We start from the raw sequence: 24,713 nt of genomic DNA, 5'->3' as shown, positions 1-24,713 counted from the left end.
AGCGGGCATTGAAAATGTGTGAGCAGACACTGGCTTTACTTCCGCTGCGGTGCAAAGCCGTCTGGACCTCACTAAGCGGTGGAATCCAAACGGCTGAAGTCGTCCTGTCGGTAGACCTCAACGCACGATGAACGGCGGATCTTCCCGCTGGTCGTGATCGGAATCGAGCCGGGCGGAACCAGCACCAGGTCGGCCACCCGCAGCCCGTGGGCCTTGGAAATGGCGGAGGTGACTTGCGCTCTCACGTCGCGGAGACGGTCGGCCATCTCCTGGGTTTTGCCCTTGTCTTTCATCTCGGCGATCACGATCAGGCGCTCGGTGCGACCATCCTCGATGGAGATCGCCGCGACACGTCCGCCGCTGATCTCCTGCGTGGTGGCCTCGATGTCGTCGGGGTAGTGATTGCGCCCGTCGACGATCAGCAGGTCCTTGATCCGGCCGATGATGTACAGCTCTCCGTCGTAGATGGTGCCCAGGTCACCGGTGCGCAGCCACGGGCCCAGCGGCGTGCCACTGGACGGGCCGACCAGCTGACCCCCGAAGGTCTTCTGGGTCTGCTGCGGCTTGCGCCAGTAACCGGCGGCGATGTTGTCGCCGTGCAGCCAGACTTCGCCGACCATGCCGGCCGGGTTCTCCACCCGGGTCTCCGGGTCGACGATGCGGATCGTCGACGCGCGCGGGATGCCCACACTGACCAGTTCGACTCCGTTGCCCGTGTCGCAAGCCTCGGCGTGGCCAGCGGACAGCTTCTCGTAGTCGAAAGTGGCGACGGTGGGCGGTCGCCCGGGGCCGGAGGAGTTCACGTAGACCATCGCCTCGGCCAGACCATAGGACGGCTTCAGCGAGCTGGCCGGGAACCCGAACGGGCCGAACCTATCGTTGAAGCGCCGGATCGTTGCCGCGTGCACGCGCTCGGCACCGGACAGGATCGTGTGCACACCGGACAGACTCAGGCCGGCCATGTCCTCGTCGGTGGTCCGGCGCGCCGCCAATTCGAATGCGAAATTCGGGACTGCCGTGAACACCCTGGTGTTTCTCGCCATTTCCTGAACCCACCGGGCCGGCCGCTGCAGGAAAGCCATCGGACTCATCAATATCGAGTGCAGGCCCATGATCAAGGCTCCGGTGATACCCACCAACAATCCCATATCGTGGAACACCGGCAGCCACGACACCAAGGTGGTGTCGGCCGGCGGAACAGCGCCTTCGGCCTCGAAGTAGTCCTCGCGCACCTGCTGCGCGTTGGCCAAGATGTTCTTGTGGGTGACCACCACGGCCGCCGGGGATCGCGTCGATCCCGAGGTGTACTGAAGCAAAGCGTTCTTCGTTCGCGGCGCAGCCGGCAGCGAGAAGTCGGGCACCACGTCCAGGTCCAAGCTGTCGACCTCGATTAACGCGGGCGCCTTGCCGGGCAGCGAGCGCGCGCTATCGGCCACGTCGTCAACAACGGTCGAGGTCGTCAGCAGGACAGCGGGAGCGCAGTCCTGCAGCGCGGCCGAAGCCCGCTCGTCGTGGTGCCCGAACTGCGGCACCGGCAGCGGGACAGCAACCAGTCCGGCTTCCAGCGCGGCGTAAAAGGCGACGACGTACTCCAGGCCCTGCGGCGCGAGGATGGCGGCGCGATCCCCCGGCGCGCCGACCGTCGAGATCTCCGCGGCCAGCGCCTGCACGCGGCCGTACAACTCGCCCCACGTCAGCATCTGCCGGTAGCCGGCCGGATCGACGTCGTAGTCGATATACGTGTACGCCGGTGCATCCGGCTGCCGCCGGGCCCATTCCCGCAGTATTGCGGCAATAGATGCTTCGGTTACTGCCATCGGGACACCCCCTCTTGGAGATCTAGCGCCCCGGACGACAAACAAGCGGGCGCATGTGATGCGGAGATTAACAGGGGCCTCATGCTTCTCGGACCAAAAACCCGAGAACGTAATACATGCACCAAACATAAGACCCGCTCCAGCCAGCGTCATTGCTGGGACCATCGGTTTGCTAAGTCGACCGCTTCCGGAGGCGTCCACTCCCCGGTCGCGTCGCGATCACCTTACCGGACGGTCAGATCCTTGACATAATTCCGATTATTAAACGGTTCGCGGTCACTTTTGCGTGGTGGAGACAGCGCCGACCGCCACGCACGCGACGCCCTCGCCGCCGTGACAGCTGCGCCACCTGTGAAACCTCCGCCGAAGGGGGGGTTTGCTGGATTTTGCCATGCCGAGGCAGTGGTGTGGGATTTTTCACTCTCGGTCAGATGCCCCCGGTTGGACGTGGGGCGGCATGTGGCGCGGATACCCCGAACCGGTAGAGGCCAGCCGAACCATCCAGGTTTTTGGTATTGGCGTCCAATCATTCGGCTACATAAGGCGTTCGGCGACTAATAAACGGCACTGTTTCCCGTTCGTGATTGGATCGGCGTTTGGTGACAACAATCGTCTTATTTCACGAGGACAAGATCTTTGTCTCGATCTCACTCACCAGCTCGGCGATGTGGTCAGTCAGATAAAAATGGTGGCCGGGAAAAACTTTCATAGTGAACTCAGATGTGGTGCGTTCCGACCACGGTCGAACCTTCTCCGGGGTCGCGACTTCGTCATCGTCGCCCAGGAACGCCGAGATCGGACAGGACAACTTCGCCTCGGGTGGGCAGTCGTATTTCGAGATCGCCTTGAGCCCGCGAAGCGTCGGCAAGATGCTGGTCGCGAATTCTTCGTTTTCCAGGAACTCGGGATTGATCCCCGTCATCTCGCTCACCGCGTCCAGCAGCCCACGGTCCGACTCGGCGATGTGCTGGTAGCCGACGTGGCCCGGCGCGGCGACGGCCGAGACGAACAGCGCCGCAATCGGACTGCCCGCCTGCTCGAACCGACGCGCGACCTCGAACGCCAGCAGTCCGCCCATGCTGTGGCCGAAAAAGGTGACTTTTTCCTCCCGGTCTGCCGGCGGCTTGATCATCTGGCAAACCTTGTCGGCGAGAGCACCGATGGTGGTGAATGACCCGAGGTCGTGATTACCACCGCGCCCCGGGTACCGGATGCCGACGCGTTTGATATCGCTGGCAAAGGCTTTGGCGAAGGGAACGTAAAACTCGGCCGATCCCCCGGCGTGCGGAAAGATGAAAAGCTTTGGTGGCTGCCCGGTCACGCGGCAACGATACAGTCCGCCACGTGCCGGCCTGACGGCGACGCGGTGGCGCCGGCCCCAACCGCTTCGGGTCGACGTCGATCAGTTAACCAATTGAAGATCCTGTGAAAATACCAAGGAATCACTGAGCCTTTTTTGGGCGACACGGGTTCACCGATTCGTCTATCGCCAAAGGCAAAAAAGTCTTACGATTTACTTGCCGCCATGAGTGGCTATCGTTCCAGGGGAGGTCCATCCACACGACAGGGTTCACGTACTGTTAGCTCTCAGTGCCGGCCGGGTCGCGGGAAAGGTTTGACAAGATGTTCGTAACTACACAGCCAGACGTGTTGCAGGGGGCTGCAGGCACATTGTCCGGAATCGGTGACGCGATGGTCGCCCGCAACTCGGCCGCCGCCGCGCCGACGACGGGCCTGGCCCCGGCGGCTTCGGACCTCGTCTCGGCGATGACGGCAGCCCAGTTCGGTCAGCACGGCGCGCTCTACCAGCAGATCGCCGCGCAGGCCGCAGAGGTGCACGAGCAATTGGTGGCCGCGCTGCGCTCCGGCGCCGGCGCCTACGCGCTCACCGAAGCGGCCAACGCCGCGACGGCCGGCTAGGCGGGGTCGTAGGCCGATGAGCTTCTCGCTGATACCCCCGGAGATCAACTCCGCGCTGATGTACTCCGGCGCGGGGTCTGCGCCGCTGCTGGAGGCCGCAACGGCGTGGGATGAACTGGCCGCCGACCTGGAGGCCACCGCCACCCAGTACCAGACCGCGGTCACCAACCTGACCACCGGCACCTGGCTCGGTCCGTCATCGGCTCACATGGCCTCGGCCGCCGAGCCGTACATCGCCTGGCTGCAGAGCACCGCGACCGAAGCCGCCCAGACCGGGACCCAGGCCAAGGCCGCTGCCGCCGCCTACCAAACCGCGTACTCGTCGATGGTCCCGCCGCCGGTGATCGCAGCCAACCGGGCCGCGCTGACCACGCTGGTGTCCAACAACTTCCTCGGTCAGAACACCGGGGCGATCGCCCAGAACGAAGCCGACTACCTGGAGATGTGGATCCAGGACGCGCTGGGCATGGACACCTACCAGCATGCCTCGACCGGCGCGTCCGCCGCGTTGCCGGCACAGACGGCGGCACCGTTGGTGACCAGTGGCGCGCAGCCGGCCGCCGCGACGTCCGCGGCCAGCAGTGCCGGCGCCAGCTCGGTTTTCCTTCAACTGATCAACGACGTCGCGCTTCTTTTCGGCGACTCGGGCGCGACGACGCCGGCATCCTTCGCTGATTTGCCGACCTACCTCGGGACAGTCGCCACCGCGCTCGCCGCCAACCCGGAGGGTGCACTGCTGCCACTGCAGGGCGGGTACTACGGGGGAATGCTGGCCAGCATTCCGGCTCGTATGTTCATGGGCAGCGGCGGCGGGGCCGGCGCCGGCCCCTCGGTCGACACGCTGGCCAGCATGAAGGACTCGCTGCTGGACAACGTCGGCAAGCTGGTCGACACCAAGGGTGCCGCCGTGCTGAGCGGCGTGAGCGGTCAACTGGGCAAGTTTGGTGCCGGCATCCAGGCTCAGATGTCCAATGCGCTGCAAGCGGGTGGGCTGTCGGTGCCGCACGCCTGGCACACCGGTGTACCGGGTGCGGGACTGGATCGCGCCGCCCCGCTGCTGCCCGCCAACAGCGTCGCTGCACCGAGCATGTCGACCGGTCTGCCCAGTAGCCCGTTCTCGCAGGGACTGATGGGCGCACTGGCCGGCCGCGGTATGAGCGCCATGGGCTCGCGTGTCGCCGCCAAGGTGATGCCACGCTCGCCCGCCGGCGGATAACGTTCCTTGACAGACAACCCGACAACTTTCGACACGCCCACAACAAGGAGAAGAACATGCCTACCCGTTTTATGACTGACCCGCATGAGATGCGTTCGATGGCCGGCCGGTTCGACACCCACGCCCAGACCGTCGAGGACGAGGCCCGCAAGATGTGGGCATCGAGCCAGAACATTGCCGGTGCGGGCTGGAGCGGTACCGCTCAGATGACCTCCCACGACACCATGGGGCAGATGAACACCGCGTTCCGCAACATCGTGAACATGCTGCACGGGGTGCGTGACGGGTTGATCCGTGACGCCAACAACTACGAGGCGCAAGAGCAGGCCTCCCAGCAGATCCTGTCCAGCTAGCCTTATCAAGGAGAACACTCATGTCGATCAGCTACCAGTTCGGTGATGTCGATTCCCACGGCGCGCTGATTCGCGCCCAAGCTGCTTCATTGGAGGCCGAACACCAGGCCATCGTGCGCGATGTGCTGGCTGCCGGTGACTTCTGGGGTGGCTCGGGTTCGGTGGCCTGCCAGGAGTTCATCACCCAGTTGGGCCGCAACTTCCAGGTCATCTACGAGCAGGCCAACAGCCACGGTCAGAAGGTGCAGTCTGCCGGCAACAACATGTCGTCGACCGACTCCGCCGTCGGCTCCAGCTGGGCCTGACACCCCCCCCACACCACGCCAACTCCGTTGGCGTTGAATGCTATTCGTGGCGCCGACAGCGCCCGCACCCCGCGGGCCTGTCGGCGTTTTTCGTTGCAGTCACCACGAGTCACAGCAGCACCGACAGTTGGTTCACACTCTTTTTTGAAATCGTGACCACATGCGATATCAACCGGCCGTGATATCGGCTGTGGTCACAGACTGAAAAAAGGATGTCGCCACTCTCAGAGGCAGATGTAACGGGTGAGGCTGGCGGGAGTCGCGCCGCCGAGCACCAGGCCGATCCCGCCCTCGGCGGTACCAGTGGTACCGGCTAGCCTAGATGGCAACCTCGTGACAAGGAGCGTCCATGGAAGGCTTTGCCGGCAAAGTTGCCGTCGTGACCGGCGCCGGATCGGGGATCGGCCAGGCGCTGGCCCTCGAACTCGGCCGCTCGGGTGCTGCGCTGGCGATCAGCGACGTCGACCTCGAAGGGCTCGCGCACACCGAAGAACAGCTCAAGGCGATCGGCGCGTCGGTGCGATCCGATCGGCTCGACGTCACCGAGCGTGAGGCCTTCGGCAGCTACGCCGAGCACATCAACGAGCACTACGGCAAGGTCAACCAGATCTACAACAACGCCGGCATCGCGTTCACCGGCGACATCGAGATCACCGAGTTCAAAGAGATGGAAAAGGTGATGGATGTCGACTTCTGGGGTGTGGTCAACGGCACCAAGGCTTTTCTGCCGCACCTGATTGCCTCCGGTGACGGCCACGTGATCAACGTCTCCAGCCTGTTCGGGCTGATGGCGATGCCCGGCCAGGCCGCCTACAACGCCGCGAAGTTCGCGGTGCGCGGCTTCACCGAAGCCCTTAATCAGGAGATGTTCTTCAACGGCCACCCGGTGAAGGTGACGTCGGTGCACCCCGGCGGCATCAAGACCGCGATCGCCCGCAACAGCCTGACTGCCGACGGCGTCAACGCCGAAAAGGTGTCGTCGCTGTTCGACAAACGACTGGCCAGCACCAGCCCACGGCGGGCGGCCGAGATCATCTTGGACGGCGTCCGCAAGAACAAGCCGCGGGTGCTGGTCGGCCACGACGCCGTGGTGCTGGACGCGCTGGTGCGCATCACCGGTGCCGGCTATCAGCGGTTGCTCTCCCCCGTCGTCGGCCGGCTGAAGCCGCCGTCGCGCTAGCGCTAGCGCGGTCGTCTGCGCTCCTCCTCCTCAGACCGTTCCGGTCTGCATCGTCGTCAGCGGTCGTCTGCGCTGCTCCTCCTCAGACCGTTCCGGTCTGCATCGTCGTCAGCGGCCGAGCGGGTGTTCGTTCAGCCAGGCGTCGGCCACCGCCTGCGGATCGCCACCCGCAGTCACCTGGCGACGCATGTCGACCAGCGCGGCGGTGTCCAGCACGCCGGCCACCTCGTTGACCGCCAGCAGCTGTCGAGTCGACAACTCGTTGCGGCGGTAGAGCGGCACCACGTTCTCGGCCTGCACCAGCGCCGGCTTGACGTCGATGAGCACCACCAGATCGGCGGGCACCTTCGGGTCGGCCGTGGTGGTCCAGGCCGCTGTCACCTCCCCCGACTGCACCGCCGCGAAAAGCGCCGCGTCATCTGAGAATTCGCGGCTGCCGGGTAACCGGCAGCTACCGACCGCCGTCGGCGTGAGCGCACCGACGACCGATCCGACGGTCAGGCCGTCGCAGTGCCGAACCAGCACGCCGAGATCGCTGCCGCCCCAGTCCTTCGACGTCGACCCGGCGACCGTCAGCGCGGGTTTGTCCTCGGCGGCGGTGGCGTAGTCACCAGCCGCGATGCCCTCCGGCAGTGCGCCGATCATCGCCTGGTAGACCTGCGCGTCGGACCGCACACCGGCTCCCGGCTGGAAGACCTGCAACACCTGGCCGGTGAGGCCGGGGACGACGACGAACGCTCCGGAGTCCAACTTGGACAACGGGTCTGGCGCCTGCTCGGTGCGAGCCGGAAAACCATAGGAACGCAGTGCGCCGGTGTAGATGTCAGCCAGCAGCGTCGGCTCGATGCCGGCCCGGGATCCGACCACCAACTCGGCCGGGTGATGCGCGCTGGGTCCGCATCCCGCGGTCGCCAGCGCCGCGGCCAGCGCCAGCGCAGCGAACCGGCTGGCCGTCACTCCGCAGTAGCGGCCGCAACGGCAGCGGCGACCGCTGGCTCGACCCGCGGATCCAGCGGGCTCGGGACGATCCGGTCCTTCGCCAAGTCGTGGCCGGCGATAGAGTAAATCGCTTCGGCCGCAGCCATTTTCATCTCTTCGGTGATTCGGCGGGCACCGGCGTCCAGCGCTCCGCGGAACACGCCGGGGAAGGCCAGCACATTGTTGATCTGATTCGGGAAATCGCTGCGCCCGGTGGCGACGATCGCCGCGTGCTTGGCCGCCGCGTCCGGGTGGACTTCCGGGTCGGGATTCGACAGCGCGAACACGATGCTGTCCGGCGCCATGGTCGCGATCAGTTCTTCGGGCACCACGCCGCCGGACACCCCGACGAATACGTCCGCGCCTTCGAGCGCCTCGACCATGCCGCCGGTGCGGTCGAGCGGGTTGGTGCGCGCCGCGAGTTCGGCCTTGACGGCGTTCATGCCGGACCGGTCGCGGTGCAGGATGCCCTGCGAGTCGAGCACGGTGATATCCAAAATACCCTTGGCCGCAAGCAGATTGGCGCAGGCGACACCGGCCGCCCCGGCGCCGGAGATGACGACCCGCAGCGCGGCCATGTCCCGGTTGAGCACGGTCGCGGCACCCATCAGCGCGGCCAGCACCACGATCGCGGTGCCGTGCTGGTCGTCGTGCATGACCGGGCAGTCCAGCGCCTCGATGACGCGGCGCTCGATCTCGAAGCAGCGCGGCGCGGCGATGTCCTCGAGGTTCACCGCACCGAATGTCGGACGCAGCCGCACCAGTGTCTCGACGATCTCGTCGGGGTCCTTGGTGTCCAGCACGATCGGGATGGCGTCCAGCCCGGCAAACTCCTTGAACAGCGCACACTTGCCTTCCATCACCGGCAGCGACGCGGCGGGGCCGATGTCACCGAGACCGAGCACCGCGCTGCCGTCGCTCACGACCGCGACCAGCCGTCCCGACCAGGTGTAGCGGGCGGCCAGCGTGTGGTCGCCGGCGATCGCGCGACTGACCTGTGCCACACCCGGGGTGTAGGCGATCGACAGCGAACGCTGGGAGTCCAGCGCGGTCGTCAAACCGACGGACAGCTTGCCCCCCGCGTGCGCTTCGAAGATCTCCGCGTCGGTGATGGCGCCTTCGTCGGAGTGGGTCTGTATCGATTCAATCAACTCAGACACACAAACCAGCGTACTGACTACCCATAAGGAGCCCTAATCGACAGCGGCGCCCGCCCCAGATCGGACCCGTTCAGATCAGGCCCAGGTCGGTGACCGCGGTGCGCTCGTCGGCGAGCTCGGCGGTCGACGTGTCGATCCGGCCGCGGGAGAAGTCGTTGATGTCCAGGCCGGCCACGATGCTCCAGTCGCCACCCTTGGTGGTCACCGGGAACGACGAGACCAGACCCTCGGGCACGCCGTAGGAGCCGTCGGAGACGACGGCCATCGAGACCCAATCGTCCTTCGGCGTACCCAGCAGCCAGTCCCGGGCCGCGTCGACGGTGGCCGAGGCGGCCGAGGCGGCCGACGAGCTGCCGCGCGCGTCGATGATCGCCGCGCCGCGCTTGGCGACGGTCGGGATGAAGTCGTCGGCGATCCACTTCTCGTCGCCCACCACCTCGGCGGCGTTGCGGCCGTTGATCTCGGCGTGGAAGATGTCCGGGTACTGGGTGGCCGAGTGGTTGCCCCAGATGGTGACCTTCTTGATGTCGGTGACCTTGGCACCGGTCTTGCGGGCCAGCTGCGAGATGGCCCGGTTGTGGTCCAGCCGGGTCAGCGCGGAGAACCGCTCCTTGGGGATGTCGGGCGCGTTGTTCAGCGCGATCAGGGCGTTGGTGTTGGCCGGGTTGCCGGTGACACCAATGCGGACGTCGTCGGCGGCGACAGAGTTCAGCGCCTTGCCCTGGGCGGTGAAGATCGCGCCATTGGCCTCCAGCAGGTCGCCGCGCTCCATGCCCGGACCGCGCGGACGGGCGCCGACGAGCAACGCCAGGTTCACGCCGTCGAAAATTTTGTTCGGGTCGGCGCCGATCTGCACGCCGGACAGCAGCGGGAACGCGCCGTCGTCGAGTTCCATCACCACACCCTCGAGGGCCTTCAGCGCGGGCTCGATCTCCAGCAGTCGCAGCTCGATCGGGCGGTCGGGGCCCAGCAGCGAGCCGCTGGCCAGGCGAAACAACAGGCTGTAGCCGATCTGGCCGGCGGCACCGGTGACGGCAACCTTCAGGGGGGTAGTGCTCACGGTCATTGGCTCCTTGCGTGCAGATCGGAGTGTGGATATCGGCCTGATGCGCAATCGCGTCGGGTCGAAACTAGCGCACCGCCGCACTCGGAGAATGCCTACCCCTCCGCGGTGTGAGCTGCGCCCTCTGCAGGCAGGCGATTGACACCGGCTGTGCGCTTGAGCACATTGTGGCACTTGGGTTTGCGGCTCAACCCTCCCGCGTAGGTAGGGTGATTCCAGTCGAGTCGCACCCGGGTCCGCACGGATCGGGTAGGCGTCCTCGAACCGCCGCTGATGCAAAGACGTTCGGCGGCAACACTTCCCTCGCAGTACGGCGATTCCGCCGACAACTGACTCGAACCTCGCGCGGTGACGCGCGTCCGTAGAAACGGAGTCGTGATGACGATCGTGCCCACCGGGGTCACGCCTGCCGATGAACAGTCGGTGCTGAAAACGCTGCGCTCACCGCGCCGGCTGCGCCGGGAGGCGCTGGCCGGCTTGGTGGTCGCGTTGGCGTTGATCCCGGAGGCCATCGCGTTCTCGATCATCGCTGGAGTCGACCCGCGGATCGGGTTGTTCGCGGCTTTCACCATGGCGGTCACGATCGCGATCGTAGGTGGACGTCCCGCGATGATTTCAGCGGCCACCGGAGCAGTGGCGCTGGTCGTGGCGCCGTTGGCTCGGCAGTACGGCGTGGACTACCTCCTGGCAGCGGTGATTCTGGCCGGAATTTTCCAACTTGCCCTGGGCGGGCTCGGGGTGGCGAAGCTGATGCGGTTCGTCCCGCGCAGCGTGATGGTGGGCTTCGTCAACGCGCTGGCGATTCTGATTTTGATGTCGCAGGTGCCGCACCTACTTTCGGTGCCGTGGTTGGTGTATCCGATGGTGGGATTCGGCGTCGCGGTGATGGTGCTGCTGCCGAAGGTGAGCACGGTCGTGCCGGCGCCGTTGGTGGCCATCGTGGTCCTGACTGTCGCCACTGTCGGACTTGGATGGTCGGTGCCGAATGTCGGTGACCAAGGGCGGCTGCCCGAGAGCCTTCCGCATCTACTGATGCCTGATGTTCCGTTGACCGCACACACCTTCGGATTGATCGCCCCCTACGCGCTGGCGATGGCGCTGGTCGGACTGTTGGAGTCGCTGATGACCGCCAAGCTGGTCGACGACATCACCGACACCCACTCCGACAAGTCGCGCGAGGCAGTCGGCCAGGGCGTGGCCAACATCGTGACAGGCTTCTTCGGTGGCATGGGCGGCTGCGCGATGGTCGGCCAAACCATGATCAACGTGAAGATCAGCGGTGCCCGCACCCGGATTTCGACGTTCTTGGCCGGATCATTGCTGTTGGCTCTCGTGGTCGGCTTGGGTGATCTGGTTGCCAAGATTCCGATGGCCGCTCTGGTCGCGGTGATGACCATGGTGTCGGTCGCCACGATGGATTGGCACAGTGTCAGTCCAAAGACATTGCGGCGCATGCCAAAAAGCGAGACCTTCGTGATGTTCTGCACAGTCGCGGTCACGGTCGTCACCGACAACCTGGCCTTTGGCGTCGCGGTCGGGACTTTGACCGCCATGGTGTTGTTCGCGCGCCGGGTCGCGCATGTGACCGACGTGGTTGACATCGCCCACCCCGACGACGACACCCGCATCTACGCAGTAAAAGGCGCGCTCTTTTTCGCTTCCAGCAATGACCTCGTTTACCAATTCGACTACGCCAGCGACCCCGTCAACGTTGTCATCGACATGAGCGACGCGCACATCTGGGACGCGTCGAGTGTGGCGACACTGGACGCCATCGTTCGTAAGTACGAATCCAAGGGCAAAGCCGTAAAAATCGTCGGCATGAACGACAACAGCGCGGAGCGGCACGCACAACTTAGCGAGCTGCTGGCAGGAGCCCACTGAGGCCTGGAGTCGGCTGAGTCAACAACAAGGGGTGAGCACTGCATTGGACGCTCTCGATCGGCCATCGCGAGGCTTTCGCCAGTGGTGGCGCGCCGACACCGCATCGGGATTGGCGCTGCTGATCGCGACGGCCGCGGCGCTGGTCTGGGCCAACAGCCCGCTCGGACACGCCTACCACACCATCTGGGAAACCCCGGTGGGGTGGGCATCGGTGGGGTTACGCCTGGAGCTGCGGCACTGGGTCAACGACGGGCTGATGGTGGTGTTCTTCTTCGTCATCGGCCTAGAGCTCAAACAAGAACTGACTACCGGCGAACTCGCCCGTCTGCGCACCGCCATCGTGCCCGCACTGGCCGCCGCCAGTGGCGCAGTGCTACCTGCCCTGGTGTTCCTCGCGATCACGCGGCACGGGCCGGCGACAGCCGGGTGGGGCATACCCATGGCGACCGATCCGGCTTTCGCGGTCGGCGTACTCGCCTTGGTCGCTCGTCGAGCGGCCACGGGGGTGCGGGCATTGTTGCTGGCCATCGCGACCGTCGACGACGCGCTGGCGGTCACGGTGATCGCGCTCGGTTACTCCAGCAGCATTAACGTCAAGTGGCTGGCCGCCGCCGTGACCGGGTGCCTGCTGGTCGTCCTGCTGCGAGCGGCGGGGGTGGCTCAAATCTGGCCGTATGTCCCTGTCGCACTGGCAATTTGGTTTGCCACCATGCAATCCGGGGTGCACGCCACCATTGCTGGTGTCGTCCTGGCGCTGCTTACCCCGGCGAAGACCGTCGGCGGCCGCGCCGTGCTTGCGCGACTGTTGCGGCTGCTGTCGCCGTTCAGCGCATTTGTGGTGGTGCCCGTCTTCGCGATCGTCAACGTAGGCGTCGAACTCTCGGTGCGCGCAACCGCCGCGGCTTTCGGAACGGCAGTGACCTGGGCGGTATTGGCGGGACTGCTCGTCGGCAAGGTTGTGGGCATCACCGGCACCATCATCCTTGCCGAACGCAGCGGTCTCGGCGAGCTCCCCAAGGGCGTGACCAGGTCCGACGCGCTCGGATTAGGCCTGCTCGGCGCGCTCGGATTCACTGTTGCGCTATTTATCACTGAAATCGCCTATACCGACCCCGCGCTCACCGAGCACGCGAAGATTGGGATTTTCATTGCGTCCATCGTGGGCGCCATGCTCGCCGCGACGGTATTCACCTGGTCCCGAAGCCAGCGTTGAACCCCTTTTAAATCTCGCTGTGTGGGACGGGCTAACGGCAGCAATTGGGGTCCAACACCGCGCAGAGCGCGGCGACGGCGTCGCTATGCGGGCGGTGGTGGACGTTCATGCCACGGCGGTCGTGGATTCCGGCGCGTTCGAGTTCGTCCTGCAATCCGGCGGCCTCGATGACCGGGGTGGTTTCGGCCAAAGTCGCGACGATTACTTTGGTGTGCTGTGGGTCCTACAAGCGCATCAGCGGCGTCGTGAAGTGGCGGTTGCCCAGTTGCCGGGCGACCTCGCGATGGTAGGAACCGGAGGCGTCGAGGAGCAGCAGTGTGTGCCCGGTCGCTGCGGTGTCGACGACGACGAATGTGTGTCGCGATTCGCCGATGACGCGGGAGAACGCCTAGAACTACAGCTAGAACACCGCGACTTCCTCGGTGCAGGGCGAGCGAAGCTCTTCGGCGAGCATCGAGCGGCCCTGCTCGTCGAGCACGGCGCCCTTGGTGGCCAGCACATGATCGCGGTAGGCGCGGGTCGCTTCGACAGGGTCGATGCTCGACACCCGCAGGTTTTCCGGTGTTCCGTGGAGCGTGTCGGTGAGGTGGCCGGCGGGGTCGGTGGTGGTCAGGTGTGACCTTCCCCCGAGACGAATGTCCCGGAATCTCGTGTCTGCCGTGACCGTTTCAGACTGGACTATCGTCGCTTCGATGAGCGCACGCTTGGAGGAGTTGGGGTGGCAGCAGACGCCGATGGGTGTGATCAGCTTGCGGCGCCGATTCGATCTGACGGTGCGTGCCGATGTGTATGAGGTCAAGCTCGATGACGAGTACCTCATGTCCAGCCTGTTCACCGCTGCCGAAAAGGAGTTGGCGCGGCTGGGCCTGGCACGGACGCCGGGAGCGGGTCTGGACGTGATCATCGGTGGACTCGGCCTTGGCTACACTGCGCGAGAAGCTTTGAGATGCAACCGGATCCGGACGCTCACTGTCATCGAATACTCCGATGCGGTCATCGACTGGCACAAGCGCGACTTGCTACCAGATACGGCCGGCCTAGCCGCCGACAGCCGGGTTTCGCTGGTCTGCGCGGACTTCTTCGCGACCGCGACGGATTCGGTGGGTTTCGACCCGCAGCAGCCAGGCCGAACCTACGATGCGATCCTCCTGGACATCGACCATTCGCCCCGCCACGTTTTGCACGACCCTCATGCAGACTTCTACACCTGCGACGGCCTACGCGCCGCGTCCGCTCGGCTCGTCCCCGGTGGTGCATTTGCGATGTGGTCCGACGATGCACCGGATGACGATTTCAGATCCGTCCTCGAGACCGTCTTCACCGACGTCGAGGCCCAGCAGATCTGGTTCGACAACCCCCTCATCCGAGGTCGGTCATCCGCCACCGTCTACCTCGCGACCCGATCCTGACGACCGTCTGGATTGACTACGTCGCACAGCCCCCGCGATTTACAGCGCACATTTCGGCGACTGACTGTGGGTCGCGACGTGAACCAGCGAACACCGATTTGCTGTCGGCGCGTGACGTCGCCGCTACCGATGGCTTTCACTGGGGCCGAGTGGATATCTACCCTCACCGTAGGGTAGCGTACGACATGAACGTCACTGGCCACGTCCGCAGAATGCGTAAATGACCGCGACTGCCTTTCCCGGTCAGGAAGTCTTCACCGCAAAGGAGCACATGCGAATGGTCGGCGGCTGCGTCGATCCGCGCTCGCGGGTCGCATCCGCAACGCTACCGGCTCAGCTTGAGCGTTGTCACTAGCCGGTAGTCAATACCGGCTCAGCAGAAAGTAGCGGCCTCGACGTCGCTCGCTGCCGATCCGTGCGCGGCCACAGAGGCCAGCGATGCACCGCAGCAAACCAGGACATCAGAAGGCGAGAGCACATGGACTTTGGTTTACTGCCGCCGGAAATCAACTCCGGCCGCATGTATACCGGCGCCGGGCCAGGCCCGCTGCTCGCCGCCGCGGCGGCGTGGGACGGGTTGGCCGACCAGTTGTATGTGACGGCGGCAACACACGCATCGGTCATCTCTGATCTATCGGCCGACTGGCACGGTCCGTCCTCGGCCGCGATGGCAGCCGCAACCACACCCCTCACATCGTGGTTCAGCGGCGCGGCCGCCCAGGCCGAGGACACTGCGATGCGGGTCCGAGTCGCGGTGGCCGCTTACGAGACCGCGTTCGCGGCGACGGTGCCCCCGCCGGTGATCGCGGCCAACCGTGCGCTGCTGATGTCACTGATCGCCACCAACTTCTTCGGTCAAAACGCCCCCGCGATCATGGCGACCGAGGTGCACTACGCCGAGATGTGGGCCCAGGACGCCACCGCAATGTACGGCTACGCCGGCCAATCCGCGACCGCTGCCCAGGTGGTGCCGTTCCACCCGCCGCCACGAACCACGAACCCGGCCGGGGCTACCGGCCAAACCGCGGCGGTGGCCCACGCCGCCGAGACGGTGGCCAGTACGCACGCGCAGACGTTGCCGCAGTTGCTGTCGGCATCGCCGCAGTCGTTGCACGGCCTCGCCTCACCTCATACCTCAGCGGTCCCGGCCGCCGCGGCAACGACCGATCCAACGTCTGTACTCGCGGCACTCGACAAGTACATCACCTCACCGTTATCGCCGATATTGCTAAACGAGGTGGTCGCGATCCCTGAACTTCTCGGCGCACAGGGTTATTTGCTACCTCAAGCGTTGTCGAACCTCCTCGGTGATCCTGCAGCGGCAGTTCCTGAAATCGTGACAGTCGGCGGCGGGTCAGTGCAGGGCGGACTTGACTCGGGCACCCGTCTGGTCAGTTCAGCAGGCTTGGACGGCGTATCGGCCGGTATGGGTCGCGCGGACCTGATCGGGAAAGTGTCGGTGCCCCAATCCTGGACGTCAGCCGCCCCGGCGATCAAGACGGCCGCTACGACAGTGCCGCCGTCCGGCCCGGCCGGCGATGCTGTCCCCATGGAACTCGCGGCTGACGGCCAGCAGAGCGCCGTCAACAGTATGCCGCCGCCGCTGGGTGGGGGCGGGCAGCGAAGTGTGGCCGGGGGCCGGTCTGCAGCCAGCACCAGAGGCGCTTTGGCTGTCGCAGATCGCGCCGACGCAACCAACGTCTCCAACATCTTCGTGATATCCGAGGTCGACGAATGACCATCGCTGTCGGCGCGAGGCCGGCGTCGATCACTGAATCCGTCGCAGCGGTAACGACCACCAAAGGAGTCCGGTAATGGATTACGGAGCCCTCCCACCCGAAATCAACTCCGCCCGCATGTACACCGGCGCCGGATCGGAAACCATGCTGGCCGCCGCCGCAGCCTGGGACAACCTGGCCGCTGAACTACGCTCCACCGCGACCTCTCAAGCGTCGGTGATCTCCGGATTGACCACGGCCTGGCGCGGCCCGTCATCAGCCAATATGGCCGCCGCAGCCGCGCCCTACACGACCTGGCTGACCACCACCGCAGCCCAAGCCGAGCACACCGCCAACCAAGCCAGGACAGCGGCAAGCGCCTACGAAACCGCGTTCGCGGCAACCGTGCCCCCACCGGTGATCGCAGCGAACCGCGCCGAACTCGCGTCGCTGGTGTCGACCAACATCGTCGGTCAAAACACCGCCGCGATCGCCGCCAACGAAACCCACTACGCCAACATGTGGGCCCAAGACTCCATCACCATGTACCGCTACGCCGGCCAATCCGCCGCAGCCACCCAGGTGACGCCCTTCAACCCGCCGCCACACACCACCAACCCGGCCGCCACCGCCGCCCAAAGCGCCGCAGCCACCCAAGCAACCGGCACCTCGGCCGGGTCAAACGCCCAGTCGATCCTGACACAGCTGACATCGGCCACACCGAACGCGCTACAAAGCCTCGCAGCCCCCACCGCCACCGCCGATCCGTCCTCACCGCTTAGCGCGTTGTTGGCTATCGACCGCTTCATCGCGTCGCCGTTGTCGCCTGGGAACCTGTTCATCATTCCGTCAACCCCTCAGTTCGTCGGGGTGGACACTCTGGGCCTCGTGTTAGAAGGCGGAACTATCCCCGAAGAATCGGGCGAGCCGGGCCCAGCCGGCTTGGACGGCGTAACGACGAGGATGGGCGGCAGCGGCCTGATCGGGGGAATGTCGGTGCCGCAGAGCTGGTCCTCGGCTGCCCCGGCGATCAAGACGGCCGCTGCGATGCTGCCGGACAGCGGTCCGCCCGCCAGCGCCGCACCGGTGATCAGGACGGCCGCCGCGGCGCTGCCCCAGGGCGGCCCGGCAGACGGTGCTGTCCCGGCGGCGTTGCCAGCGGAGGGCCCAGACACTCTGTTCGGCACTATTGCGCTGTCCAGTCTGGCCGGGCGGGTCGTTGCCGGGTCCGGCGGTGTCGCAGCGCGGTCTGCGGGCGTCGGGGACGCCGCTGTCGCCGGAGCGTCCGCGGTCACCGCCAACATCTATTTTGTCACCGCCAGGGCCCACGAATGACCATCGCTGTCGGCGCGAGGCCGGCGTCGATCACTGAATCCGTCGCAGCGGTAACGACCACCAAAGGAGTCCGGTAATGGATTACGGAGCCCTCCCACCCGAAATCAACTCCGCCCGCATGTACACCGGCGCCGGATCGGAAACCATGCTGGCCGCCGCCGCAGCCTGGGACAACCTGGCCGCTGAACTACGCTCCACCGCGACCTCTCAAGCGTCGGTGATCTCCGGATTGACCACGGCCTGGCGCGGCCCGTCATCAGCCAATATGGCCGCCGCAGCCGCGCCCTACACGACCTGGCTGACCACCACCGCAGCCCAAGCCGAGCACACCGCCAACCAAGCCAGGACAGCGGCAAGCGCCTACGAAACCGCGTTCGCGGCAACCGTGCCCCCACCGGTGATCGCAGCGAACCGCGCCGAACTCGCGTCGCTGGTGTCGACCAACATCGTCGGTCAAAACACCGCCGCGATCGCCGCCAACGAAACCCACTACGCCAACATGTGGGCCCAAGACTCCATCACCATGTACCGCTACGCCGGCCAATCCGCCGCAGCCACCCAGGTGACGCCCTTCAACCCGCCGCCACACACCACCAACCCGGCCGCCACCGCCGCCCAAAGCGCCGCAGCCACCCAAGCAACCGGCACCTCGGCCGGGTCAAACGCCCAGTCGATCCTGACACAGCTGACATCGGCCACACCGAACGCGCTACAAAGCCTCGCAGCCCCCACCGCCACCGACCCGCTGACAGGACTCACGACTTTCCTGAGCGGGTTGAGTGGCTCCCCGTTGGAGACGATCGCCGCGAACCTCGAAATTGTGCCGCAAGCTATTTTGCCCGCCAACTCGACCCTGATTAACACCATTATGGGCATCGCGATCGGGACGCGGGCTCGCGACTTCGCCGAAGCCGCCGGCGGGGCCGCGGGACTCGGTTTCGGCGGGGCAGTGTCGGGATCTGCGGGTATGGCCGCAGCGGGGCCAGTGGTGTCGGCGCAGGTCGGCCTGGCCGAACGTCTCGGCGGGTTGGCGGTTCCGCAGGGCTGGACCGCGGCCACCCCGGCGTTCAGGACGATCACAGCGGTGTTATCGGGCGCGGCGGACGGTGTCGTACCAGCTGTCACCATGAGCCAGGAAAGCCTTTTCGCGGGAGTGGCCGCGGCAGCTATGGCCGGAAGCGCCGTTGGTGGCGCGGTTCCCCGCGCCACGGGCACCGGAGTCAGAGGCCGCAGCGCGGTCGGCAAAGATCGCAAGGACGTCAAGGCGGGCGACGCGCCGCAGAACCTGCAAACTCTTGCGGCCGCAATGACGGATAGGCCCGAAAGTGTGCAGCACTGGCACACCGACGCGGAAAACCTGGACAGCTTGCTGGCCGAGCTGCGGCAAAAGCCGGGCACCCACGCGGTGCACGTGCAAAGCGGCAAGCCGAAGATGACACCGCCGAGGACGCAATCGATCTGACCGTATGACCACGAGTAATCGGATGACAAGGTGAAATTCGTGCCTGACGGAGTAAGCTACCCATACGTCACGGTAGAGTCACTGTTGCGAAGCGGATAGCTGCTTGCCTTGGCTGCTCGACTGGACGGCCAGTGGACGGGAGGTAAGTCACGGTGCATGACGTGCAGGATGTCCATATGCAGATCGGGCAGGTTGCGGCGCAAACCCAACTGTCGATCCGCACGGTCCGTCACTATGACGATGTCGGGTTGGTGACGCCGTCGGCGCGAAGTGCAGGTGGTTTTCGGCTCTACACTGATGCCGACGTCCACCGGCTGCTGGTGATACGGCGGATGAAGCCGCTGGGTTTTACTCTCGCAGAGATGAAAGACCTTCTCGCCGCACTAACTCTGTTGGACGACCCGAAAGCCTCGACGGCCGAACGCAAGTCGGCGGTCCAATGCTTAGGCGAGTACCGCATCAAAACCGATGACAGCGCTGACCGGTTGCGCCAACAGCTGTCCTACGCCGAGGAGCTCGCGGACCTGCTGGCCGACCGCGCCAAAACCGACGTCGGCACGGTCCGACGACGCTGACACGCGCATCTCCACGGGCTATCCGGCCATACCGGAAAGCTGCTCCTGCGGCCGGCGGCAATCAGCGTGCGCGAGGGCAGTCCAAAACCGCGCCTCGTCGATAGTCACCTCGATCAGGGCCGCATCCACCGCGCCGCGTGGGAACCATGGATTGAGCCCGTGATGCCATTGAGCAGAGACTGACGTGGGATTCGACGTGTACGTCGCTGTGCCGGAGATCGACACCGACGTCATCGCACCGGCGTAGGAGATGTTGACCTTGTGATTGGCCAACCCGGCCGCACCGAGACAACTCGCACGGCGGCACGGTAAACTCCTATCACGTTATAGTATGTTCTGCTCAGGGAGGTGACCGCCCTGTCGAGGATTGGCGATCGCACAATTCATGAGCTCTGAACTACCCGTGCCCGAGCAAGTTTCGGCGTCGCTGGTGATTGCCGAGTCGCGGCGACGACGGACCTTCGCCGTCATCAGCCATCCCGATGCCGGTAAGTCCACCCTGACCGAGGCGCTGGCCCTGCACGCGCGGGTGATCGCCGAGGCCGGAGCGATCCACGGCAAAGCCGGGCGGCGTTCCACCGTCTCGGACTGGATGGATATGGAGAAGGCGCGTGGCATTTCCATCACGTCGACTGCGCTGCAGTTCGGCTACCACTCAGCCGACGGCACCGATTATGTGATCAACCTTCTCGACACACCGGGTCACGCCGACTTCTCCGAAGACACCTACCGGGTGCTCACCGCCGTCGACTGCGCGGTGATGCTCATCGACGCCGCCAAAGGCCTAGAGCCGCAGACCCTCAAGCTCTTTCAGGTGTGCCGGCAGCGCCGGATACCGATCATCACCGTCATCAACAAGTGGGACCGGCCCGGGCGCGACGCGCTGGGACTGCTCGATGAGATCGAAGCCCGGATCGGGTTACGGCCCACCCCGCTGACCTGGCCGGTCGGGATCGCCGGGGACTTCCATGGCGTGCTCGACCGCCGCAGCGGTCGCTTCATCCGCTTCACCCGCACCGCCGGTGGGTCGACCATCGCCCCCGAAGAACACCTCGACCCCCCGCAGGCGCAGCGGGTGGCCGGATCGGACTGGGAGCAGGCGGTCGAGGAATGCGAGCTACTGGCCGCCGACGGCGCCGACTTCAACCCGGACACATTTCTGACCGGTGTCAGCACCCCGGTGCTGTTCACTTCGGCGGTGCTCAATTTCGGTGTCAACCAGCTGCTCGACACCCTCGTGCAGCACGCACCGGCACCGGCCGCCAAAGTTGACATCACCGGGGATCCGCGTGCGGTCGATGACGAGTTCAGTGCGTTCGTGTTCAAGGTGCAAGCCGGTATGGACAGTTCTCATCGGGACCGGCTCGCCTACGCCCGGGTCTGCTCGGGTGTGTTTCAGCGCGGCGACATCGTCACCCAAGCCGCGACCCAACGACCTTTCGCCACCAAGTACGCGCAATCGGTCTTCGGCCAACATCGCGCCACCCTCGACACCGCGTGGCCCGGCGACGTCATCGGTCTGGTCAACGCCACCGCACTGCGTGTCGGCGACACCCTCTATCGCGGCGACCATGTCCAATATCCCCCGGTACCGCAGTTCACCCCCGAACACTTCGTCGTCGCCCGCGCCGCTGACCCCAGCAAGCACAAGGCCTTCCGCCGCGGCATCATCCAACTCGAACAGGAAGGCGTGATCCAGGTGTTGCGCTCCGACCTGCGCGGTGACCAGGCCCCGGTGCTGGCCGCGGTCGGCCCGATGCAGTTCGAAGTCACCAGCCACCGCATGGCCAATGAATTGAAAACGCCCATCACGCTGGAACGCCTCAACTACAGCGTCGTGCGCCGGACCCGTGCACAAGACGCCGACTTTCTCAACGCCCAGTCCGACGTCGAGGTGCTCATCCGCACCGACGGAGCGCTGCTCGCGCTGTTCAGCGACACATGGCGGATGGAAATGCACCAGCGCAACCACCCAGACCTGATGCTCAACCCCCTGGTCGACGCCGGGGGGTAGCACCGCGACCCCTCCTCGCCCCAGCCCAGCGCGGGTCCGGTAGGTCACCCCTGCGCGTCATCTGCTGGCAGCCGATTGCCATTCACGGCGCGTAGCATGACCGGGTCTTGATCCGATCCGAGCTGCGACGGGAGGTGCAGGATGCCTTCGTTTCGCGACATACCGGAAACGCTGCGTCCTCTGGCACGGCCTGAGCGGGACGAGCCTCCCAGTCCGATGCCTGCCGAACCGCCCGCCGATCAGGCGGTCGTCGACTGCGGTATCTACGTCGACGGCGAACGACTGCCCGGAACGTTCGGTTACGCCGAAGCCCGGGCTCGGGTGAGCGATCTGCAATTGGGCGGCCAGGAAGCCTTCGCCTGGATCGGCCTGCACGCCCCCACCGAGCATCAGATGCAGGAGGTGGGTGACGCGTTCGGCATGCACGAGCTGGCCATCGAGGACGCGGTCTGTGCTCACCAGCGGCCCAAGCTGGAGCGCTACGACGAGTCGCTGTTCCTGGTGCTCAAGACGCTGAACTACGTGCCGCACGAGTCGGCGCTGCTGGCCCGCGAGATCGTCGAGACCGGCGAGATCATGGTCTTCGTCAACCGCGACTTCGTGGTGACGGTCCGGCACGGTGACCACGGCCGGCTCTCGGACGTGCGCAAGCGGATGGATTCCGACCCCGAGCACGTGCGGCTGGGTCCGTTCGCGGTGATGCACGCGATCGCCGACGCCGTCGTCGACCACTATCTCGAGGTCACCCAATTGATGGAAGGCGACATCGACGCCATCGAGGAAGAGGCCTTCGCGCCAGACCACCGCACGGCGATCGAGCCGATCTATCAGATGAAGCGCGAGGTGGTGGAGCTGCGCCGGTCGGTCAACCCGCTGTCGGTGCCGTTCGCCCGGCTGCAGACCGAGCACAAGGACCTGATCTCCAAGGAGGTCCGGCGCTACCTGCGCGACGTCGGTGACCACCACACCCATGCCGCCGACCAGATCGCCAGCTACGACGAGAACCTCAGCTCGCTGGTGCAGGCCGCGCTGGCCCGGGTCGAGATGCAGCAGAACACCGACATGCGCAAGATGTCGGCGTGGGCGGCACTGTTGGCGGTCCCCACGATGGTCGCCGGTATCTACGGGATGAACTTCGAGTACATGCCCGGCCTGAAATGGCATTGGGGTTACCCGGCGACGATCTTCGGGACGGTGGCGATCTGCCTGTTCCTGTACCGGAACTTCCGCCGTAACGGTTGGCTGTAGCACGGCTGGTTGTAACTCCGGGGCCAGTCGACGTTGACTCTGCGTTGACGGCGGGTCGCACTTTGTCGCCGTGAGCGCAGACTCAACGATCAACGAGGTTGCGCGGCAGGGCGATTGGGGTCCAGCACATCGACACCGTCGCTGCGCCAGGCTTCGCGCATCGCCGCGGCACCCTTGAGCCGGACCCAGGCGGCCTCGGTCGCGGTGATCGGGGTCGCGGACAGAAAGCGCACCGGATCACGGGGCGGGTCCAATGGCAACTCGGCAATCTCGCTGTCGCCCAACAGCACCGCGGTGAACGGCACTTTTGCGGACGGACGAACCCACAGCGGCCCGCCGAGGTCGACCAGGGCATCGCTGGTCAGCACCACTCCCTCGACCACCGGTGCTGCCGCGACGATCGCCAGGCTGCGGGCCAGGCCGGTGATAGCCGGCGTATTACGCAGGCGCAAAACGACTTCGGCGCGCGGGCCGAGCTCGGGATCGGCAATGATGCCGGTCGGGTCGACCATCGGATACCGCGAGCAGCCCAGTGACACATAGGCCACCACACCGTCCGGTTCGGGTCGGTAGCGGAGCACGTCGATGGCTTCGGCGCCCAGGAAGGTCACGCCGGCGACGTCGGGCTCGGCGTTACCGAAGTGGGCATCGAGGTGTGCGCGGACCCGCTGCAACGGCGTGGTCACTTTTTGGGCGGCGGGGTGACGGTCAGGTTCACCCCGGTTTCGGGGTCGAACACCGCGAGTTCGGCGATGTCGAGGGCCAATTCGAGCGTCGCTCCCGTCGCCGCTTTCGACGCGGCCGGCACCCTGGCGACGAATTCGTGCTCGCCCACACCGGATTCGCCGTCCAGGTCGGACAGCTGGTCGGAGTGCACCGCCGCTCCTTCGGTGCTGAAGTAGACGTACTTGTCGGCGCCCAGCGACTCGACCAAGTCGACCTGCACCTCGAAGTTCAGCGGGCTGATCCGCTGGTCGGCGTCGATCAGGGCGGCGTCCTTCAGATGCTCCGGACGGACGCCGACGACGACGTTCTCCGGCGCCGGATGGGTGGCCAGGTGGTCGAGGACGGGTCGGGTGAGCGTCACCTCGCCGAAGGCCAGGGCCAGCCCGGTCGAGGTGAGCCGCGCGGGGAAGAAGTTCATCGCCGGTGATCCGATGAAACCCGCCACGAACAGGTTTGCCGGCCGCTCGTACAACTCGTCGGGCGTGCCGATCTGTTGCACCACGCCGCCGCGCATCACCACCACCCGATCGCCCAGCGTCATCGCCTCGGTCTGGTCGTGGGTGACGTAGACGGTGGTGGTGCCCAGCCGCCGCTGCAGACGGGCGATCTCGCCCCGCATCTGCACGCGCAGCTTTGCGTCCAGGTTGGACAGCGGCTCGTCCATCAAGAATGCTTTGGGCTGACGCACTATTGCCCGGCCCATGGCCACCCGTTGCCGTTGTCCGCCGGACAGTTGCGCGGGCTTGCGATCGAGCACCTCGGTCAGGTCCAGGATCTTCGCGGTCGCTTCGACTTTCTCGGTGATCGCGGCCTTCTTCATCTTCGCCAGCGTGAGCGGGAAGGCGATGTTCTGCCGGACGGTCATGTGCGGGTAGAGCGCGTAGGACTGGAACACCATCGCGATGTCGCGGTCTTTGGGCTGCTTCTCGTTCGCCCGCTCGCCGCCGATACGCAGCTCCCCCGACGAGATATCTTCAAGGCCCGCAATCATATTCAACGTTGTTGATTTACCGCAGCCGGACGGGCCGACCAGGATGATGAACTCGCCCTCGGCGATGGTGAGGCTCAGTTCGTGCACGGCCTGCGCACCGTCGGGGTAACTCTTGCTCACCCGGTCCAACACAATCTCGGCCATCG

Annotated in this window: 22 protein-coding genes and 2 pseudogenes; 14 read left to right on the top strand and 10 right to left on the bottom strand. The window is 65.6% G+C overall.

What is annotated here, in order from left to right; all coding sequences use genetic code 11:
* Window positions 1-71: 71 nt before the first annotated feature.
* Both ABDV69_RS03825 and ABDV69_RS03820 read right to left on the bottom strand, forming a co-directional pair.
* Window positions 72-1,817 carry an AMP-binding protein gene (locus ABDV69_RS03825; RefSeq protein ID WP_343572001.1) on the bottom strand — a complete coding sequence of 582 codons (1,746 nt, stop codon included), beginning with the start codon at window positions 1,815-1,817 and terminating at the stop codon, window positions 72-74.
* 619 nt (window positions 1,818-2,436) lie between these two features.
* The gene (locus tag ABDV69_RS03820) at window positions 2,437-3,138 is read right to left on the bottom strand and encodes an alpha/beta fold hydrolase (RefSeq protein ID WP_343572000.1); all 702 of its coding nucleotides are present in this window, start codon (window positions 3,136-3,138) and stop codon (window positions 2,437-2,439) included.
* Window positions 3,139-3,440: 302 nt separating this feature from the next.
* Between ABDV69_RS03820 and ABDV69_RS03815 the strand changes: the two genes are divergently transcribed.
* The 5 genes from ABDV69_RS03815 (at window position 3,441) to ABDV69_RS03795 (ending at window position 6,791) form a co-directional block, all read left to right on the top strand.
* Window positions 3,441-3,737 carry a PE family protein gene (locus tag ABDV69_RS03815; protein ID WP_343571999.1) on the top strand — a complete coding sequence of 99 codons (297 nt, stop codon included), beginning with the start codon at window positions 3,441-3,443 and terminating at the stop codon, window positions 3,735-3,737.
* A 16-nt stretch (window positions 3,738-3,753) separates the two neighbouring features.
* On the top strand, window positions 3,754-4,953 hold the full coding sequence (locus ABDV69_RS03810; RefSeq protein WP_343571998.1) for a PPE family protein: 1,200 nt from the start codon (window positions 3,754-3,756) through the stop codon (window positions 4,951-4,953).
* A 56-nt stretch (window positions 4,954-5,009) separates the two neighbouring features.
* Window positions 5,010-5,306: a WXG100 family type VII secretion target gene (locus ABDV69_RS03805; RefSeq protein ID WP_343571997.1), complete on the top strand. Its 297-nt coding sequence runs from the start codon at window positions 5,010-5,012 to the stop codon at window positions 5,304-5,306.
* Between the two features lie 20 nt (window positions 5,307-5,326).
* Window positions 5,327-5,611 carry a WXG100 family type VII secretion target gene (locus tag ABDV69_RS03800; RefSeq protein WP_343571996.1) on the top strand — a complete coding sequence of 95 codons (285 nt, stop codon included), beginning with the start codon at window positions 5,327-5,329 and terminating at the stop codon, window positions 5,609-5,611.
* A gap of 349 nt (window positions 5,612-5,960) precedes the next feature.
* The gene (locus ABDV69_RS03795) at window positions 5,961-6,791 is read left to right on the top strand and encodes an SDR family oxidoreductase (protein WP_343571995.1); all 831 of its coding nucleotides are present in this window, start codon (window positions 5,961-5,963) and stop codon (window positions 6,789-6,791) included.
* A 108-nt stretch (window positions 6,792-6,899) separates the two neighbouring features.
* Here the strand turns inward: ABDV69_RS03795 and ABDV69_RS03790 are convergent, their stop codons facing one another.
* The 3 genes from ABDV69_RS03790 to ABDV69_RS03780 all read right to left on the bottom strand — a co-directional run bounded on the left by ABDV69_RS03790 (window position 6,900) and on the right by ABDV69_RS03780 (window position 9,989).
* Window positions 6,900-7,724, bottom strand: coding sequence for a glycine betaine ABC transporter substrate-binding protein (locus ABDV69_RS03790; RefSeq protein ID WP_343572018.1), 825 nt, complete (start codon window positions 7,722-7,724; stop codon window positions 6,900-6,902).
* A 20-nt stretch (window positions 7,725-7,744) separates the two neighbouring features.
* Window positions 7,745-8,929, bottom strand: coding sequence for a malic enzyme-like NAD(P)-binding protein (locus tag ABDV69_RS03785; protein ID WP_343571994.1), 1,185 nt, complete (start codon window positions 8,927-8,929; stop codon window positions 7,745-7,747).
* 70 nt (window positions 8,930-8,999) lie between these two features.
* Complete coding sequence (locus ABDV69_RS03780; protein ID WP_343571993.1) at window positions 9,000-9,989, bottom strand: malate dehydrogenase; 990 nt, start codon at window positions 9,987-9,989, stop codon at window positions 9,000-9,002.
* Between the two features lie 381 nt (window positions 9,990-10,370).
* Between ABDV69_RS03780 and ABDV69_RS03775 the strand changes: the two genes are divergently transcribed.
* Both ABDV69_RS03775 and nhaA read left to right on the top strand, forming a co-directional pair.
* The gene (locus tag ABDV69_RS03775) at window positions 10,371-11,876 is read left to right on the top strand and encodes a SulP family inorganic anion transporter (RefSeq protein WP_343571992.1); all 1,506 of its coding nucleotides are present in this window, start codon (window positions 10,371-10,373) and stop codon (window positions 11,874-11,876) included.
* Between the two features lie 31 nt (window positions 11,877-11,907).
* Window positions 11,908-13,089 (top strand): Na+/H+ antiporter NhaA, encoded by a 1,182-nt coding sequence (gene nhaA, locus ABDV69_RS03770; RefSeq protein ID WP_343571991.1) that lies wholly within the window; start codon window positions 11,908-11,910, stop codon window positions 13,087-13,089.
* Between the two features lie 31 nt (window positions 13,090-13,120).
* Here the strand turns inward: nhaA and ABDV69_RS03765 are convergent.
* Both ABDV69_RS03765 and ABDV69_RS03760 read right to left on the bottom strand, forming a co-directional pair.
* A pseudogene (locus ABDV69_RS03765) lies at window positions 13,121-13,237 on the bottom strand (transcriptional regulator); the annotation flags it as partial.
* Window positions 13,214-13,705 (bottom strand): annotated as a pseudogene (locus tag ABDV69_RS03760) (ArsA-related P-loop ATPase); the annotation flags it as partial. The pseudogenes ABDV69_RS03765 and ABDV69_RS03760, both read right to left, overlap by 24 nt.
* 76 nt (window positions 13,706-13,781) lie before the next feature.
* Here ABDV69_RS03760 and ABDV69_RS03755 point away from each other — a divergent pair.
* The 5 genes from ABDV69_RS03755 to ABDV69_RS03735 all read left to right on the top strand — a co-directional run bounded on the left by ABDV69_RS03755 (window position 13,782) and on the right by ABDV69_RS03735 (window position 19,588).
* A complete protein-coding gene (locus tag ABDV69_RS03755) occupies window positions 13,782-14,498 on the top strand; it encodes a spermidine synthase (protein ID WP_343571990.1) in 717 nt (238 codons plus the stop codon).
* A gap of 478 nt (window positions 14,499-14,976) precedes the next feature.
* A complete protein-coding gene (locus ABDV69_RS03750) occupies window positions 14,977-16,236 on the top strand; it encodes a PPE family protein (RefSeq protein ID WP_343571989.1) in 1,260 nt (419 codons plus the stop codon).
* A gap of 76 nt (window positions 16,237-16,312) precedes the next feature.
* Window positions 16,313-17,551 (top strand): PPE family protein, encoded by a 1,239-nt coding sequence (locus ABDV69_RS03745; protein WP_343571988.1) that lies wholly within the window; start codon window positions 16,313-16,315, stop codon window positions 17,549-17,551.
* 76 nt (window positions 17,552-17,627) lie between these two features.
* Window positions 17,628-19,013, top strand: coding sequence for a PPE family protein (locus ABDV69_RS03740; protein ID WP_343571987.1), 1,386 nt, complete (start codon window positions 17,628-17,630; stop codon window positions 19,011-19,013).
* Between the two features lie 176 nt (window positions 19,014-19,189).
* Window positions 19,190-19,588 (top strand): MerR family transcriptional regulator, encoded by a 399-nt coding sequence (locus ABDV69_RS03735; protein WP_343572017.1) that lies wholly within the window; start codon window positions 19,190-19,192, stop codon window positions 19,586-19,588.
* Window positions 19,589-19,606: 18 nt separating this feature from the next.
* On the opposite strand, the gene ABDV69_RS03730 is transcribed toward ABDV69_RS03735, so the two are convergent.
* The gene (locus ABDV69_RS03730; protein ID WP_343571986.1) at window positions 19,607-19,861 is read right to left on the bottom strand and encodes a pyridoxamine 5'-phosphate oxidase family protein; all 255 of its coding nucleotides are present in this window, start codon (window positions 19,859-19,861) and stop codon (window positions 19,607-19,609) included.
* A gap of 112 nt (window positions 19,862-19,973) precedes the next feature.
* On the opposite strand from ABDV69_RS03730, the gene ABDV69_RS03725 reads away from it, so the two are divergent.
* The gene (locus ABDV69_RS03725) at window positions 19,974-21,602 is read left to right on the top strand and encodes a peptide chain release factor 3 (protein WP_343571985.1); all 1,629 of its coding nucleotides are present in this window, start codon (window positions 19,974-19,976) and stop codon (window positions 21,600-21,602) included.
* 141 nt (window positions 21,603-21,743) lie between these two features.
* Window positions 21,744-22,850, top strand: a complete 1,107-nt coding sequence (locus ABDV69_RS03720) for a magnesium and cobalt transport protein CorA (RefSeq protein WP_343571984.1) — start codon at window positions 21,744-21,746, stop codon at window positions 22,848-22,850.
* Window positions 22,851-22,939: 89 nt separating this feature from the next.
* Here ABDV69_RS03720 and ABDV69_RS03715 read toward each other — a convergent pair whose 3' ends face one another.
* Window positions 22,940-23,536, bottom strand: coding sequence for a suppressor of fused domain protein (locus ABDV69_RS03715; protein ID WP_343571983.1), 597 nt, complete (start codon window positions 23,534-23,536; stop codon window positions 22,940-22,942).
* Window positions 23,533-24,711: a sn-glycerol-3-phosphate ABC transporter ATP-binding protein UgpC gene (gene ugpC, locus ABDV69_RS03710; RefSeq protein WP_343571982.1), complete on the bottom strand. Its 1,179-nt coding sequence runs from the start codon at window positions 24,709-24,711 to the stop codon at window positions 23,533-23,535. Before ugpC ends, ABDV69_RS03715 begins: the two co-directional genes overlap by 4 nt.
* Window positions 24,712-24,713: the final 2 nt, after the last annotated feature.

The sequence above is a fragment of the Mycobacterium sp. genome (genome assembly GCF_039583785.1).
Taxonomy (GTDB): Bacteria; Actinomycetota; Actinomycetes; order Mycobacteriales; family Mycobacteriaceae; genus Mycobacterium.
Note: the sequence above shows the minus strand (reverse complement) of the source record. Positions and strands in the feature narration are given on the sequence as shown.

Coding starts and splice junctions, on each gene's coding strand:
- ABDV69_RS03735 (WP_343572017.1), top strand. CDS start 19,190: ATGCAGATCGGGCAGGTTGCGGCGCAAACCCAACTGTCGATCCGCACG.
- ABDV69_RS03775 (WP_343571992.1), top strand. CDS start 10,371: ATGACGATCGTGCCCACCGGGGTCACGCCTGCCGATGAACAGTCGGTG.
- ABDV69_RS03815 (WP_343571999.1), top strand. CDS start 3,441: ATGTTCGTAACTACACAGCCAGACGTGTTGCAGGGGGCTGCAGGCACA.
- ABDV69_RS03740 (WP_343571987.1), top strand. CDS start 17,628: ATGGATTACGGAGCCCTCCCACCCGAAATCAACTCCGCCCGCATGTAC.
- ABDV69_RS03750 (WP_343571989.1), top strand. CDS start 14,977: ATGGACTTTGGTTTACTGCCGCCGGAAATCAACTCCGGCCGCATGTAT.
- ABDV69_RS03810 (WP_343571998.1), top strand. CDS start 3,754: ATGAGCTTCTCGCTGATACCCCCGGAGATCAACTCCGCGCTGATGTAC.
- ABDV69_RS03725 (WP_343571985.1), top strand. CDS start 19,974: ATGAGCTCTGAACTACCCGTGCCCGAGCAAGTTTCGGCGTCGCTGGTG.
- ABDV69_RS03755 (WP_343571990.1), top strand. CDS start 13,782: ATGAGCGCACGCTTGGAGGAGTTGGGGTGGCAGCAGACGCCGATGGGT.
- ABDV69_RS03745 (WP_343571988.1), top strand. CDS start 16,313: ATGGATTACGGAGCCCTCCCACCCGAAATCAACTCCGCCCGCATGTAC.
- ABDV69_RS03825 (WP_343572001.1), bottom strand. CDS start 1,817: ATGGCAGTAACCGAAGCATCTATTGCCGCAATACTGCGGGAATGGGCC.
- ABDV69_RS03805 (WP_343571997.1), top strand. CDS start 5,010: ATGCCTACCCGTTTTATGACTGACCCGCATGAGATGCGTTCGATGGCC.
- ugpC (WP_343571982.1), bottom strand. CDS start 24,711: ATGGCCGAGATTGTGTTGGACCGGGTGAGCAAGAGTTACCCCGACGGT.
- ABDV69_RS03720 (WP_343571984.1), top strand. CDS start 21,744: ATGCCTTCGTTTCGCGACATACCGGAAACGCTGCGTCCTCTGGCACGG.
- ABDV69_RS03800 (WP_343571996.1), top strand. CDS start 5,327: ATGTCGATCAGCTACCAGTTCGGTGATGTCGATTCCCACGGCGCGCTG.
- ABDV69_RS03795 (WP_343571995.1), top strand. CDS start 5,961: ATGGAAGGCTTTGCCGGCAAAGTTGCCGTCGTGACCGGCGCCGGATCG.